Source organism: Pantoea sp. ME81 (assembly GCF_903970985.1).
Classification (GTDB): domain Bacteria; phylum Pseudomonadota; class Gammaproteobacteria; order Enterobacterales; family Enterobacteriaceae; genus Pantoea; species Pantoea communis.
Map to the genome: position 1 here is coordinate 1 of NZ_CAJCKS010000057.1, position 15615 is coordinate 15615.

At 54.4% G+C, this 15615-nt stretch carries 14 protein-coding genes; 8 read left to right on the forward strand and 6 right to left on the reverse strand.

Annotation, left to right across the window (positions count from 1 at the left end; genetic code table 11):
* Positions 1-184 precede the first annotated feature (184 nt).
* From pckA to H7A81_RS12530, 5 genes are all read right to left on the reverse strand, one after another.
* Positions 185-1804: a phosphoenolpyruvate carboxykinase (ATP) gene (pckA, locus tag H7A81_RS12510; protein ID WP_182057662.1), complete on the reverse strand. Its 1620-nt coding sequence runs from the start codon at positions 1802-1804 to the stop codon at positions 185-187.
* A gap of 269 nt (positions 1805-2073) precedes the next feature.
* On the reverse strand, positions 2074-2946 hold the full coding sequence (gene hslO / locus H7A81_RS12515) for an Hsp33 family molecular chaperone HslO (RefSeq protein ID WP_182057663.1): 873 nt from the start codon (positions 2944-2946) through the stop codon (positions 2074-2076).
* 25 nt (positions 2947-2971) lie between these two features.
* A complete protein-coding gene (gene hslR, locus H7A81_RS12520) occupies positions 2972-3373 on the reverse strand; it encodes a ribosome-associated heat shock protein Hsp15 (RefSeq protein WP_058960582.1) in 402 nt (133 codons plus the stop codon).
* Between the two features lie 13 nt (positions 3374-3386).
* Complete coding sequence (gene yrfG / locus H7A81_RS12525) at positions 3387-4055, reverse strand: GMP/IMP nucleotidase (protein WP_038644273.1); 669 nt, start codon at positions 4053-4055, stop codon at positions 3387-3389.
* A gap of 50 nt (positions 4056-4105) precedes the next feature.
* Positions 4106-6247 carry an intracellular growth attenuator family protein gene (locus H7A81_RS12530; RefSeq protein ID WP_182057664.1) on the reverse strand — a complete coding sequence of 714 codons (2142 nt, stop codon included), beginning with the start codon at positions 6245-6247 and terminating at the stop codon, positions 4106-4108.
* Between the two features lie 397 nt (positions 6248-6644).
* Here H7A81_RS12530 and nudE point away from each other — a divergent pair, with 397 nt between their 5' ends.
* Entirely contained in the window at positions 6645-7211 is a 567-nt protein-coding gene (gene nudE / locus H7A81_RS12535; protein ID WP_034819632.1) for an ADP compounds hydrolase NudE, read from the forward strand.
* Positions 7212-7261: 50 nt separating this feature from the next.
* Here the strand turns inward: nudE and mrcA are convergent, their stop codons facing one another.
* Entirely contained in the window at positions 7262-9811 is a 2550-nt protein-coding gene (mrcA, locus tag H7A81_RS12540; protein ID WP_182057665.1) for a peptidoglycan glycosyltransferase/peptidoglycan DD-transpeptidase MrcA, read from the reverse strand.
* Between the two features lie 242 nt (positions 9812-10053).
* Between mrcA and pilM the strand changes: the two genes are divergently transcribed.
* The 7 genes from pilM (at position 10054) to aroB (ending at position 15595) form a co-directional block, all read left to right on the forward strand.
* Positions 10054-10863 (forward strand): pilus assembly protein PilM, encoded by an 810-nt coding sequence (gene pilM / locus H7A81_RS12545; protein ID WP_182057666.1) that lies wholly within the window; start codon positions 10054-10056, stop codon positions 10861-10863.
* A complete protein-coding gene (locus tag H7A81_RS12550) occupies positions 10860-11405 on the forward strand; it encodes a PilN domain-containing protein (protein ID WP_255478957.1) in 546 nt (181 codons plus the stop codon). Before pilM ends, H7A81_RS12550 begins: the two co-directional genes overlap by 4 nt.
* Positions 11398-11892, forward strand: coding sequence for a hypothetical protein (locus H7A81_RS12555; RefSeq protein ID WP_182057667.1), 495 nt, complete (start codon positions 11398-11400; stop codon positions 11890-11892). The genes H7A81_RS12550 and H7A81_RS12555 overlap by 8 nt, the downstream gene beginning before the upstream one ends.
* Positions 11882-12262 (forward strand): HofP DNA utilization family protein, encoded by a 381-nt coding sequence (locus H7A81_RS12560; protein ID WP_182057668.1) that lies wholly within the window; start codon positions 11882-11884, stop codon positions 12260-12262. Before H7A81_RS12555 ends, H7A81_RS12560 begins: the two co-directional genes overlap by 11 nt.
* Positions 12204-13463: a DNA uptake porin HofQ gene (gene hofQ, locus H7A81_RS12565; RefSeq protein WP_166936248.1), complete on the forward strand. Its 1260-nt coding sequence runs from the start codon at positions 12204-12206 to the stop codon at positions 13461-13463. The genes H7A81_RS12560 and hofQ overlap by 59 nt, the downstream gene beginning before the upstream one ends.
* Positions 13464-13945: 482 nt before the next feature.
* Entirely contained in the window at positions 13946-14467 is a 522-nt protein-coding gene (gene aroK / locus H7A81_RS12570) for a shikimate kinase AroK (protein ID WP_034820046.1), read from the forward strand.
* Positions 14468-14506: 39 nt separating this feature from the next.
* The gene (aroB, locus tag H7A81_RS12575) at positions 14507-15595 is read left to right on the forward strand and encodes a 3-dehydroquinate synthase (protein WP_182057669.1); all 1089 of its coding nucleotides are present in this window, start codon (positions 14507-14509) and stop codon (positions 15593-15595) included.
* Positions 15596-15615: the final 20 nt, after the last annotated feature.

Below are 15615 nucleotides of genomic sequence, written 5' to 3' on the forward strand. Positions count from 1 at the left end.
TCACAACGCCACGAGCTCGCACACACATGACGCCCGGGTCGTGCACTCTTTCCCGACACGCCTCGCCTGCAGGCATCCGCGACTGGCTGCGTAGCCCTCAGCACCCCAGTTGTTAGCATGGGCGTAAAAATCACGCCGCTTAAGACTGAGTATCAATGAGCCGCCATTTGGCGGCTCATTCACTTCACAACTGCGGGCCAGCCTGAACCAGCGCTGTGCCGGCATCGTTATCGGTATACTTCTCAAAGTTGGTGACAAAACGCTGCGCCAGACCCTGCGCGGCCTCATGCCACGCGGCTTCATCCGGCCAGCTGCGACGTGGATCCAGAATCGCATCATCGACTTTTTCCAGGGTCGCAGGCATCTGCAGGTTAAATACCGGTAGTGTTTCCATCGCTACGTCGTCCAGCTCACCCGCCAGAATCGCATTGATGATGGCGCGGGTATCTTTCAGTGAAATACGTTTACCGCTGCCATTCCAACCGGTATTCACCAGATACGCTTTTGCACCCGCTGCTTCCATACGCTTCACCAGTACATCCGAATATTGGGTTGGATGCAACGTCAGGAAGGCCGCGCCAAAACAGGCTGAGAAAGTTGGCGTTGGCTGGGTGACACCACGCTCGGTGCCGGCCAGTTTGGCGGTAAAACCCGACAGGAAGTGATACTGGGTTTGTTCCGGTGTCAGGCGTGAAACCGGCGGTAGCACACCAAAGGCATCAGCGGTCAGGAAAATAACGCGTTGCGCATGGCCCGCTTTGGAGACCGGCTGCACGATGTTTTCAATGTGCTCAATCGGATAGGAAACTCGCGTGTTCTCCGTTTTGCTGGCATCGGCATAATCAACGCTACCATCCGCCCGCACCACCACGTTCTCCAGCAGCGCATCGCGGCGGATGGCGCGATAGATTTCCGGCTCGGCTTTCTCCGACAGATTGATGGTTTTGGCGTAGCAGCCACCTTCGAAGTTAAACACGCCATCATCATCCCAACCGTGTTCGTCATCGCCAATCAGCTGACGATCGGGATCGGTGGACAGCGTGGTTTTGCCAGTGCCAGAAAGGCCGAAGAACACCGCGACGTCACCCGCTTTACCCACGTTCGCCGAGCAGTGCATTGACGCGATGCCTTTCAGCGGCAGCAGGTAGTTCATGATGGCGAACAGGCCTTTCTTCATCTCGCCGCCGTACCAGGTGCCGCCAATCAGCTGCATGCGTTCGGTGAGGTTAAAGGCGACAAAGTTCTCAGAGTATAATCCCTGAGCCTGCCAGTCCGGGTTGGTGCATTGCGCGGCGTTCATCACCACGAAATCCGGCTTAAAGGAGGCCAGCTCGGCTTCATCAGGGCGGATAAACATATTTTTGACGAAATGCGCCTGCCAGGCGACTTCCATCACAAAACGCACACTCAGGCGGGTGTCGGGATTCGCACCGCAGAAAGCGTCGATGACAAACAGACGTTTGCGAGAGAGTTGTGCGGTGCAGCGATCTTTCAGCGCCTGCCAGGTTTCCTGCGACAGCGGCTGGTTGTCATTTTTACCGTTGCCGACATCATTCCACCACAAAGTGTCACGCGTGGTGTCATCGCGCACGATGTACTTATCTTTTGGCGAACGTCCGGTAAAGATGCCGGTATCCACGGCAATGGCGCCGCTTTGCGTCTGGGTGCCGCGCGCATAACCTTCCAATTCCGGGCGAGTTTCTTCCTGAAACAGCGTATCAAAGTCAGGGTTGTACACCACTTCTGTGGTGCCGCTAATGCCCAAAGCGGCAAGGTCTTGCGATGTCAGGCCGTGAACGCGCATGTGGCTGCTCCTTAAATCGATGCTTCATAGCATTTTTATGAGGGGGTCTGCGTCCTGTCGTGCATAGCTGGACGGGGCAGATCGCGCGCAGTGTACACGTCTGAGCAGGGTGTAAAAGTGATGAGAGTTAAAAATGCGAGCTGGAACGTGACAAGCAGTGAATTCTGCCAGTTAAGAAACTAAAGTCAGTGTAATTTAGTTAAATTAGGCGGAAGTTGATGGGTTAATTCCTGACAGAAGTGCGGGCGGCGCTGCCGCCCGTAGGGGGATTAGTGCAATTGATCGCTGTTATTTGTAGGTGCGTTGCGAATCGCGGCGATGTCTACGGCATCGTAAACATAATGCGAACCGCAATAGTCGCAGTGCATATCGATCTTGCCATCCTCTTTGAGGATTTCATCCACTTCTTCAACCGGCAGCGTATTCAGTACTTCGCCACAGCGTTCGCGTGAACAGGTGCATTTGAAACTGACTGGGGTCGGATCAAACACCGTGGCCTCTTCCTGATGATACAGGCGCCACAGCACATCCGTCGCGGGCAGCTCAATCAGCTCTTCGCTCTTCACGGTTTCGGTCAGGGTCGCCAGATGATTGAAATCATCCTGGCTCGGCTCTTGCGCAGGCAGCACCTGCAGCAGAATACCGGCGGCGCCTTTGTCGCTGGTGCGAATAAACAAGCGAGTTGGCAACTGCTCAGAACGCATGAAGTAATCTTCCAGGCAGCCAGCCAGCGTATCGGCTTCCAGACCGACGACACCCTGATAACGCTCACCTTTTTCTGGTGAAATGGTGATGACCAGATAACCGTTGCCCACCATCTCTTTTAGGCTGCTACCCGGTGTAATATCGGCATCTTCCTTCACGCGTGCAACACCACGTAATTCCTGCTTGTTGTTGCCATTGATCACCGCCAATGTCAGTGGACCATCGCCCTGTAACTGAACGGTGATGTCGCCATCGAATTTCAGCGTTGCGGTCAACAAGCTGGTCGCGACCAGCAATTCACCCAGCAGGTTTTTCACCGGTTCGGCGTAGTCGTGGTTTTTGACAATCTCACGCCAGGTTTCGGATACGTTGACCAGCTCGCCGCGAACGGCGACATTTTCGAACAGGTAACGGTGCAGTTGATCTTGAACAGACATAGTGTTTCTCTCGTTGGGGCGACGGTTATTCATCGCCCGACAATTTAAATTTCATCAGATCGCGGCGCTCTTTTTTATCCGGGCGGCGATCGGGGTGCGGCATGGTCAGGGCATTCATTTTGCGCGCCAGTGCCGTTTTTTCACGCTTCTCAATGCTGGCGGCGGTCTCCGCATACATCCCTTGCGCTTCAGTGGCTGGGCGGCGTTGATCGCCAATGGCGGTGATCACCACCGTTCGTTCATCGTTGCCCTGGCGCAGCGTTAGCTCAGCCTGTAGTTCCACAATTTTACTCGGTTTGCTGCGCTGGCCGTTGTAATGCACTTTACCGCCATCGATCATTTCGCGAGCCAGCGCGCGCGTTTTATAAAAACGTGCAGCCCACAGCCATTTATCGAGGCGGACACCTTCGCTGGTTTTTTCTTTCATTGCGGCTCCTGCTTTAACGCAGCGTTTCACACAACTGGCGATAGTCTCGCACTGCAGCATGACGCTGGAAAGATTGATCGGGCCGACCGGAATCCGGATTGCTGACGCCTAAACACCAGCGAATGCCCCAGCGTGCCGCCGCATCGAGGATCGCTTCGCTGTCATCAATAAACAGCGTGCGCTCGCTATCGAATGCAGTTTGCTGCTGAACGGCCTGCCAGAGACGTGGATCCTCTTTCGGATACCCAAAGGTATGGGTAGAAAGTAATAAATCAAGGTGGGGAGCCAAACCGGTTTGCTCCAGCTTTACCTCGAGGTTGTACGGATGCGCATTGGTCAGCAAAATGGTGCGTTTACCCGCAGCACGTAGTGCCTGGAGTAGCGGCAACGTATCCTCGCGCATGGCGGCACGGTGACGTTTTTCCCATGTCATGGCGCGGATATCTAATGCCAGTTCTTGCGACCAGTAATCAAGACAATACCAGTTTAGCGTATGCACCACGGCTTGATATTTTTGCTGAATCAGCTGATGTGCCTCGGCCAGCGTGATATCACGCTCGCGGCTCAGGGTTTCCGGAACGTGTTCCAACCAGAAATGGCGGTCAAAGGCGAGATCGAGCAGCGTGCCATCCATATCCAGCAGCACGGTATCAATCCCGGACCAGTTTAGCGTCATCGTCATACTCTCTCGCCCTAAAAATAGGGCGACAGGGTAGCACAGAAGGGAAGGGCTCAGAACAGTGAGCGCACGCTCTGCATAGTGCTCAGATTGTGATTGAAGCACTTGTCGTAATACTGCTGAATTTCCACCATGCGCAGGCGATTACGATGCACACGTCGCAGGGCCAGTAGCCCATTGGTGACGCCGCAGAGGATCAGCACCAGCATCAATAATGCAGTACCGAGGTATCGCCATTGCGCCATCGCATCCGGTTCATTGTGCAACGCAATGTGGCGTGTGCCGTTAGCGTCAGTGGTGATGCTGGTAATGATGCCGTTGGCAGCAAACGGCGTGTGCAACAGCATGCCGGACATGCGTTGTAATTCGCGCCATTGCGATGGTGCATCAAGATCAAACAGCGACACGGAAGGCTGTGGCTGATTCACCATCTGACGACCCTCATCACTCACTATCAGGAAGCCGCCCGGTGGTGGGCTATTCAGATTTTCTGCTGCACGACGGGTTTCACGCGAGAAGAAGGTCGAGGTCGCGGTATTCACCAGGTTCTCCAGCGCTTCCGCACTGACCGGGCGTAACAGCACGTTCATGCCGTTAAGCTTGCCGGAATCTGCGCGGTGGATCAGTGAATCCCAATCCTTAGCATTGCCCAGATTCACCAGGGCATTTTTCAGCCGGACGCAATCCTGCTGCTGGCTGCACAGATCCTGTGTTTTCAGCACTAAATCAGAGAAATCATCCAGCAGAATCATGCCCGATTTCTGAATCGCGGAGGCGAGCTGTGGATTGAGTTTCGGATCGGTGTTGGTTTCCGGATGCAGCTGACGTGTGGTGGTATCAAGCAGAGCGGCAGCTTTATCGATGATATCCGACTGCGGCTGCGGCAGAGGTGCTGCGTTATTCCAGTAAATGGCTGAGCAATCGAACGGCATATACGCATAGCTGCGATTGCTTTGATAGTTGCCCGGTACGGAACACATGCCGGTTCCGCTCACCTTCAGGTTGTCACCGATGTGCAGCGGCAGGGCGTTGAGTTTATCCACGCTAATCACTTCAATGCTTTCGGTGCCTTTTACCCATGCGAGGCTGAGCTTGATTGGCATACTGAGCGGAATCCAGGTAAACAGCATCACCAGCACCACCAGCGAACCACATGCCAGCACCAGATTTTTGCGCCAGCGCTGAACCGGGAAGTTGCGAACCTCATCGTGCAGGGAGAGGAAACGCCCCTGGCGCACCACTTGCCGATTCAGATAGATGTCGACATCCGTCACCTGGCCCAAATCGTGCGCCACATAGGGTTGCCAGTGGGCGGGATAAATTAAATCGATAATGCCCAGCGAGATATTGCTCTGCTCCTGATTAGATTCACCAAATAGGCCCCAACGTTTCGGTGCTCCGCGCAAGCAGTGCACATCGCGCAGCCCTTTTTCACCCGGGAAGCGGTAAAGGAACCACAAGCTAACCGCAATCATTACGCAGGCTGACAGGGCAATCCACAGCATCAGGCTTCCGGGCAGCACCAGGCTGAGGAAGAACAGCAGGAAGGCAAAGCAGATAACAATGGCCTCGCGCGTGCCATCCGGCCGCGATAGACGGTACTCTTCCGGCGATTCTTTACGCACTTGCAGCAACTCGACATTTTCGCTCTCCTCTTTACGAATAGAGGCGTTGGTCGACATTGAGCGCACCAGCGGCGGCAAGGCGGGTTGTTCTACGGCATAGTTTACTAACGAGTGACCGTTGAGTGAGATCACCAGCGGCAGCGTTTGAGTGCGGATCAGCTCAACATAATTTTCTTCCGCAATGTACTGCTCCCACAGCGGTGGCAGATGTACTTCCACTTCATCGAGGTAGTAGCGCCATTGATGCGCATCATCCGTTGAGAGGCCATAGCGAGTGATGGAACGTGTGACGGGATAAACATTGTTGCTCTGCGCCGTGAGCGTCAGGGATTCGGTCTCACGCGACTTCTTTGAGGAGCGGGCAGCACTCTGTTTTTGCTGTTTCGCCAGGGACGCAATGTACGCTTCAACGGCGTGACGTTCTTCATCAGTGAGTTTGCGGCAAGGGGGACTTATAAACGGCAGCGGTTTCGCCAACGGCGGACGATGCCGCATAGCGTACCAATAACCTATTCCTGCTATCAGAGAGCAGGCCAGCATGACAGCCAGAATGATGATAAAAGTGCTCATGCTTTGCTCAATCCAGCCAAAAAACTGCCTTCACGTTTACGATGTGCTCCCGATGGAACCATTATTACCAGTCAATTTTGGCGAGCAGAAGTCATTCTTACAAGAAAAAACTCAGATAAAATAACGCGCAAAATCATTGAATTATAATTTATTAGATTATTCCTTAATGGGATGTTAACCACAGGACACTCAATTAAATATCGGTATTTTCTGAATTTAACAAAACCCCATTGACTTATTGTGAAAATTTAAGTGTATAGATAACAATAAGTTGTTAGCAGGCGTAAGCAAATGTGTGTCACGATGCTTTCCCTGCGCTGCGTGTCGCACATTGCTGCGGGCTTCGGTATGCTGGCGTCATCGCGATTCACAAGGCTGTGCTAAGTTTGAGGCTGATATGAAAACTCCAATGAAAAAACCTGACATCCTCAACGTGGAAGCGGTGGCCCGCTCCCGCTTGTTTACTATTGAAGCGGTTGATCTCGCTTTCAGTAACGGTGCACGCCGTGTCTATGAGCGTATGAAGCCTTCCAACCGGGAAGCGGTGATGATTGTGCCGATTCTGGGTGATGATGTGATCCTGATTCAGGAATATGCCGTGGGGCTGGAAAGCTATGAGTTGGGTTTTCCTAAGGGGTTAATTGACCCAGGCGAAAGCGTGTTTGAAGCCGCAGACCGTGAGTTAAAAGAAGAAGCCGGCTTTGGTGCCCGAAAACTCGAAGCGCTGGGTAAACTCACTATGGCTCCGTCCTACTTCTCCAGCAAAATGAACATTGTGGTGGCAGAAGTGCTTTATGAAGAGAAGCTGGAAGGGGATGAACCTGAACCACTGATTGTACACCGCTGGCCGCTCAATAACCTGCTGGCGTTGCTGGAAGAGCCCGATTTCCGTGAAGCCCGGAATGTCAGTGCGCTGTTCCTGGTGCGTGAGTGGCTGGTGAAGCAGGGTCGATTGACCTACTGAATACGACAAATACGCAATAAAAAAGCCGGCGAATACGCCGGCTTTTTTGATCAGAACAGTTCGTGGCTTTGGCCGTTGTCCATGAGTGTGGTGCCCACATCATGCACTGAATACTCCGTTGGCTGAGTGCCATTGATGAAGTACTCCTGACGGGTATTGCCGCCACCGTTGGCCAGCTTGCCCGTGCCGCGATCGATCGTCACAGTGACAACGCCATCTGGCGGTGTCAGCGGCTGTACAGGCACGCCATCCAGCGCAGATTTCATGTACTCATCCCAGGCAGGCTGAGCACTCTTCGCGCCGCCTTCATAGCCAGAAATCTGGTCAGGAATCGCGCCTGACATGGTCGAGCGGCCCAGCGCGCGTGAATCATCGAAACCAATCCACACTGAGGTCACGACACCAGGGCCGTAACCAGAGAACCACGCATCCTTTGAACTGTTGGTGGTACCGGTTTTTCCGCCGATATCGTTACGCTTCAGGTCACGACCCGCACGCCAGCCTGTCCCCATCCAGCCTGGCTCACCGAACACATTGGAGTTCAGTGCGCTTTTGATCAGGAACGACAGCGGTGTATTAATCACATGCGGTGCGTATTGCTGGTCACCTGCGGGTTGCGGCTGAGCAGGCACTTGCTCCAGCTCCGGCTGCGGCACCGCCTGATTCTGCGATTGATCGGAGGTCGCGACGTTTTCCACGCTCTCTTCGCTCAACGCCAGCGATTTTTTGGTATCACCGTAGATCACCGGCAGATTGCACTGTGGGCAGGCAATCTTCGGTTTCTCTTCGAACACCACGCCGCCTTGTTCATTCTCAATTTTGGTAATGAAGTAAGGATCGACAAGGAAGCCGCCGTTAGCCATCACGGCATAACCGCGCACCACCTGCATTGGGGTAAACGAAGCCGCACCCAGTGCCAGCGATTCGGTATGGATGATGTTCTGTGCTGGGAAGCCGAAGCGCTGCAGATACTCTGCGGCGTAATCCACACCCATCGCACGCATCGCACGTACCATCACCACGTTTTTCGACTCACCCAGGCCCTGACGCAAGCGGATAGGCCCCGCATAGGTCGGCGGTGAGTTTTTGGGGCGCCAGTCGGCTCCGGCACCCGCATCCCAACGTGAAATAGGCACATCGTTCAGAATGGAAGCCAGCGTCAGTCCACGGTCCATCGCGGCGGTATACAAGAACGGTTTGATGTTTGAACCGACCTGACGCAGTGCCTGTGTCGCACGGTTGAACATACTCTGGTTGAAGTCGAAACCACCGACCAGCGCGCGTACCGCACCGTCTTCTGGATTGAGCGAGACGAGGGCCGAGTTGACCAGCGGCACCTGACCTAACCACCAGTCGTTATCGACTTTACGCACCCAAATCTGCTGGCCTGCCTGCAGTACCTGCGTCACGCTGCGGGGCGTCGGGCCTTGTAGCGTGTCGGATTTGTAAGGACGCGCCCAGCGAACGCCCGCCATACTCAGAGAGACGCTGCTGCCGTCTTTCATCATCGCGGTGGCTTCATCGGCCGTGGCAGTGGTCACCACGGCAGCATTCAGTGGACCGTAGGTCGGCAGATCTTTCAGCGCGTTTTGAATGCGGCTCTTATCCCAGCTTGCTTCGCCCACTTTCCACAGCACGTTAGTCGGGCCGCGATAACCATGACGCATGTCATACGCCATCACGTTATTGCGCACCGCTTGCTGTGCGGCCTCCTGCAGATGGCGCGTGACGGTGGTGTAAACCTTGTAGCCATCATCGTAGGCGGCGTCACCGTAGCGTTTCACCATCTCCTGGCGCACCATTTCGCTCAGATAAGGTGCGGAGAAGGCAATTTCGGGACCATGATAGGTTGCGACCAGCGGCGTGTTGCGCGCGGTATCATATTGCTGCTGCGTGATGTAATTCTGGTCAAGCATACGCGCCAGTACCACATTACGACGCGCCAGCGCGCGCGCATGAGAGTAAAGCGGGTTAAAGGTTGACGGTGCTTTCGGCAGACCGGCAATCATCGCCATCTCACTCAGTGAAAGCTGATCAACCGGCTTACCGAAATAGACCTGTGCAGCCGCTCCGACACCATAGGCGCGGTAACCCAGATAAATTTTGTTGAGGTAGAGCTCGAGGATTTCATCCTTGCTCAGCAGTTGTTCAATGCGAATCGCCAGGAACGCTTCCTTGATCTTACGCATCAGCGTGCGTTCAGGGCTAAGGAAGAAGTTACGCGCCAGCTGTTGCGTAATGGTACTGGCACCCTGCGAAGCATGGCCGGACACCAGCGCGACGCTGGCAGCACGGAAAATGCCCACCGGGTCGACACCATGGTGCTCATAGAAACGGCTGTCTTCGGTTGCAATGAACGCTTTGATCAGCTCAGGCGGCATCTGTTGCAAGGTGAGCGGCACGCGGCGCTTCTCACCGTACTGGGCGATCAGTTCGCCATCCGCGCTGTAAACCTGCATTGGGGTTTGCAAACGCACGTCTTTCAGCGTGTTCACATCAGGCAGCTGCGGCTCTATGTATTTGTACAAACCATAAACCGTGCCTGCTCCCAGCAGAATGCAACACACTGTAAGAATCAATAAATACTTTACGAACTTCACCTGAGAATTCCCATCTGTTGTCGTTTGGGCAGTTTATAAACAATCGCGCGGTAGTATAAAGGCAAGCCTGACGCTTTGATATACCCGTCATACTTCGAGCTGTGGCTGCGTCGGCTGCGCGAGCTCACCTTAGACGCTGACTTCGGTAAGCGCCTGAGTAATAGCTCGTTTTCCGCCTTGCCGCCACTCGAATGATTGAGGGTCTCTCTTTTTTTACCTTAAAAGATAAGGAGATCGCGCATATGGCTTTTCAGCGCTGGCAAATTGGATTGGACATCCAAAACGGGCAACTCTGCGCCCTGGGCATTGAACGCCGACGTCATGGCTGGCAGTTACGCCATTGGTGGCAGCAACCGCTGCCGCACGATACGTTACGCAACGGCGTGTTGCAAACTACCCCACTGTTACAGGAGATGTTGACGCGCTGGCAGCGCCATCTGCCGAAACGCTATTCACTGCGAGTTGGCTTGCCTCCGCAACTGGTGTTGCAGCGAACATTGCCGCTACCAGAAACCTCGCTCAGTGAGCCGGCAATGAGCCGTTATGTGGCATCCTCGGCACCACGCTTGTTTCCGGTTGAACCCGCCACGCTGTCGATTGACTACCGCTCGGCACGCAATGCAACGCAGCTGTGCATTACGGCGGCTCGGCGTGAAGTGATTGCGCAGTGGCTGGCGCCGTTAAAGGAGGCTGGCCTGCGACCCGATGTCTTTGAACTGAGCAGCCTGGCGTTGACCCAAATCGCCATGCGCATGCCGCTGCATCGTGACCAACTTTTAATCCATCCGCTTAGCGATCACTGGCTATGGACGTTAGCCGGTGAGCCGGGCACATCAGGCGCGGCCACAGAGCCTCTAACGCTGGCGAAACTGCGTGAAACCTTCCCTCAGGCATCCTCCATCTTTTGCACCTCGGCCTTCAGCTTGACTGAATCCAGCGTGATGCACTGCCGACCGCTTTCATTACTGCACTATCGACAACCGCCACTGCCCGCGCAGGAAGGTGAGTTTGCCATCGCGCTCGGTCTGGCGCTGCGCCCGGAGGATGCATGATGCTGGCCGTCAATTTATTACCCTGGCGCGTCCGGTTGCAGCAGCGCCGCCGCCAGCAAAGCTTTTCCCTGCTGGGATGCGTCCTGCTGACGACTGTAATGATGGTGCTGTCGTTATGGTGGCGCGGAAGCCAGACACAGGGCCAGATGCACAGGACGTTGGCGGATATCAGCCAACAGCATGAAGCGTTGCAACGCCAGTTGACGCGACAGCAACTGCTGCTGCAGCAACGCGATGAGCTATTAGAGGCGCAGCGGATACGGCAGCGTAAAAAGGATGAGCATCAGCGCTGGCAACAGTTCTGGCTGCGCTTGCCAATGTTGATGCAGGACACGCTTTGGCTCAAACGGGTGGAGCGGCGCCAGGGCGTCTTGCTGTTCGAGGGGCAGGCGCAGAGCATGATGGCGATCCAGGATTTTCGTCATCAATTGATGCGGCAGCCGCTGTTTGCCGCGGTTAAACCGGCCAGCGTGCAGCGCCAAACCGCTGGGCACTATCGATTTGTCTTGCGCGCGCGGATGCAGGAGAACATTGGTGAATGATGCATTGCAGCGCTGGCTCGCTTTAGCCCTGATGTGGCGGATTGCCTGTCTGTTAGGCATGTCTCTGCTGCTGATGCTTATGGCGTGGTGGATTTTGCTTCGCCCGCAGCAACAGGTTCATGCTGCCCAATTACGCCAGCAGGCGGTGTTGTCACAACAGGTGATGCAGCGTCAGCAGCTATTGGCTGCACGACCTGCCATCAACGTGCTGGAACAGGAAATCGCACGGTTACAGCAACCCATGAGTGGCATTACTGAGCAAGTTACGCTCGAAGCTTTGATCACCGCGCGCGGCGATCAACTGGAAAGCTGGCTGCCGGATAATCAGCCGCAGCAGTTACAGCTGCGGCTCGGCTGGGCGCAATTTGTTCCGCTGTTTTCAGCGCTGTCATTGACTCGCCTGCCTGTGCCGCAGCGCTTTGAACTCAAAGAAGAGCAGGGAGCGCTGAACACACAGCTGTGGCTGGAGGATGGAGATGCGCCATAGTGCATGGCTGTTAGTGCTGTGGAGTGGCTTTACGCTGGCACGCGATCCCTTTCAGCCGCTGCCCGAGGTGCAATGTCAGATGCAGGTAGCTGAACCTGATGGCTGGCGGTTGCAGGGCATTATCGGTACTCCCACGCGCTATGTTGCCTGGCTACGCTCACCAGAAGGAAAAAATCATCGGCTTGGCCCTTCGGCTCGGTTACCGCGCTCAAGCTGGCAGGTGGCAGCATTAACCGCGAATAGCATGACCTTGCATGTCGCGCAAAGCTGCCCGCCGCAGCAAATCACCTGGTCTATAAAAGGAGGATATTATGAAATGGATGGCCCTGCTGTTGTGCCTGAGTTTGAGCCTGCCCCTGCAGGCAAATGAAGAACGCTTAAGCCTGGTGTTTGATGATGCCCCCGTTGAACGTATTTTGCAGGCGCTGGCAGATTATCAACAAACCAACCTGCTGATTGCACCTGGCGTTGAAGGGCGCTTATCACTGCGCCTGGAAAATGTAGGATGGGAACGCGCACTGGCGCTGGTGACCCGGCTGGCAAAACTCACCGTAGTGCAGGAAGAGGGCGTGCTGCTGGTTTATCCCGAAAGCTGGCAACAGATGCAGACACAACAGGCGAAAACAGAACATGAGGAGCGGCAACAGCAACTTCCTCTCGAACAGCAGTCCGTCACGCTGCATTACGCCAATGCCAGCGATGTCTATCGTAGTCTGCAAGCGGAGCGTTCACTCCTCACTTCACGCGGCAGTGTCACGGTCGATAGCCGTACCAACAGCTTGTTGCTGCGTGACACCGCCGCCGCGATCCGTGACGCCACGCGTTGGTTGCGTGCACTGGATATGCCACTCGAACAGGTCGAGTTGTCTGCCCACATCATCACCATCAATGAAGAACATCTGCGTGAGCTGGGGGTGAACTGGCACACCGCGCCTGTTCAAAGTGTGACGACGGCATTGCATCATCCACAACTGGCGATCCCATTGGCGGTGAATAATCCTGCTTTGCGTGCAGGCGTTACGCTGGGGCAGGTCAGTGGCGGATTGCTAAATCTGGAACTCAGCGCGCTTGAGCAGGAGAACCAAATTGAAATCATCGCCAGTCCGCGGCTTTTTACCTCTCATCAGCAAACCGCTTCCATTAAACAGGGAACCGAAATTCCTTACGAGGTGAAGTCGGGCAGCAGTGGTGCAACGGCGATTGAATTTAAAGAGGCAGTGTTAGGGATGGAAGTGACGCCCATGGTGCTGGGGAATGGACGGATTCAGTTAAAACTGCGCTTAAGCCAGAACATGCCGGGGCGCAGCCTGAACGTGGGTGAAAGCAGCGTGCTGAGTATTGATAAGCAGGAAATTGAAACCCAGGTGACGCTGCGTGATGGCGAAACGTTGGCGCTGGGCGGAATTTTTCAACAACAGCGCATGCAGACCGAACAGCGGGTACCTTGGTTGGGTGAGTTGCCCTTATTGGGAACGCTGTTCCGTCAGCAAACCAAAGAACATAAAAAGAAGGAGTTGGTGATCTTCATTACCCCCAGACTGGTCAGGGAAGCAGCGCTTACAGCCGGATAAAGCGGAAAATTCACTCTGATTTGCCATCTGCGTTGACGCAGGGCAGGAATTAGCTTACAAGGTTTAGCGATTTTTAAAACGGTGTAGCGGAACGCGGCAGGATAACCTTCCGATGGGCGTCAGTCACAAGCGATACTGGCGTCAGAATATATTTTCCTTAAATAAATTGAGTTAAAGCGCGGTGGTGAAAGCGTTCATTTCTAAGCTTATTTCTGTAAGTTTCAGGGATGAAAAGACACAGCCAACGCGCATGCTGCTTGAAGTGTGAAGGAAAACAGGAGGGGCGTTACCGTCTCGCGAACCACAGACCGGTCCTGTTACAAGGTCGCCGGGGGCAATTTATTCGGTTGCCAAACGGCCATGAGTGTTGAGATAATTTTCCGTCTGACTCTTGTTAATGCTCATGAGGTCTCAGTTCCTGTCCCGCCAGCACTATGCTGAACGCGGGGTATCATCAACGAATTCTTAGTAATACCGATAAAATGGCAGAGAAACGCAATATCTTTCTGGTTGGGCCGATGGGTGCCGGCAAAAGCACTATTGGTCGTCAGTTAGCTCAGCAACTCAATATGGAATTTTTCGATTCCGATCAGGAAATTGAGCGACGTACCGGAGCGGATGTAGGCTGGGTATTTGATGTGGAAGGCGAAGACGGTTTCCGCGATCGCGAAGAGAAGATCATTAATGAACTCACCGAGAAACAAGGCATTGTCCTGGCGACCGGTGGTGGTTCTGTCAAATCCCGTGAAACCCGCAATCGTCTCTCCGCCCGCGGCGTGGTCGTTTATCTTGAAACGACTATCGAGAAGCAACTTGCTCGTACACAGCGTGATAAAAAACGTCCGTTGTTACAGGTTGAAGAGCCACCGCGCGAAGTACTGGAAGCTTTAGCTGGCGAACGTAATCCACTTTATGAAGAGATCGCTGACGTCACTATTCGCACTGACGATCAAAGTGCAAAAGTTGTCGCCAATCAGATCATCAACATGCTGGAAAAAAATTAATCCAGCGCCCTGACGGCTCAGTAATAGGTATCGGTCATCATGGAGAAGATCACTGTCTCACTCGGGGATCGTAGTTACCCCATCACCATCGCTGCCGGACTGTTTAACGATCCGGCTTCTTTTTGGCCGCTAAAAGCAGGCGATAACGCCATGCTGGTGACCAATGAGACGCTTGCCCCGATCTACCTCGACAAGCTGTCAGCACTGCTTTCGCAGGCGGGCGTGAAGGTGGATCAGGTGATTTTACCTGATGGTGAAAAGTACAAGACGCTCGCTGTGATGGACGATGTCTTCACCGCGCTGCTGCAGAAACCGCATGGACGTGATACCACGTTAATTGCGCTCGGCGGCGGTGTGATTGGTGATCTCACTGGGTTTGCTGCTGCGAGCTATCAACGCGGTGTGCGCTTTATTCAGGTACCGACAACGCTGCTGTCTCAGGTCGACTCTTCGGTCGGCGGTAAAACAGCCGTCAACCATCCGCTGGGCAAAAACATGATTGGTGCCTTCTACCAGCCAGCCTCAGTGGTGGTCGATACCGATTGCCTGGCTACGCTGCCGGCGCGCGAATTGGCGTCTGGTCTGGCAGAAGTGATCAAATACGGCATTATCCTCGACGGGGAATTCTTCCAGTGGCTCGAGCAGAATCTTGATGCGCTGCTGGCATTGGATCAGCAAGCCCTGGCCTACTGCATCCGTCGCTGCTGTGAACTCAAAGCTGAAGTGGTTGCCGCCGATGAGCGTGAAAACGGTCAACGCGCACTGCTCAATCTGGGCCATACTTTTGGTCATGCGATTGAAGCGCACATGGGCTATGGCAACTGGTTACACGGTGAAGCGATTGCGGCGGGAATGGTCATGGCTGCCCGTACCGCCGAACGTCTGGGTCAGTTCACGTCGACGGATACCGATCGTATTATCGCGCTATTTCTGCGTGCCGGTTTACCGGTGCACGGCCCGGAAAGCATGAAAGCAGAAGCGTATCTTCCGCACATGATGCGCGATAAGAAAGTGCTGGCGGGTGAAATGCGTTTGGTGCTGCCTCTCGCAATTGGCCGCTCTGAAGTGCGCGCAGGTGTGGCTCATGATATGGTGCTGGCTGCGATTAACGATTGTCTAAAATACTGAAGATATCCTAAGTAAGTCGA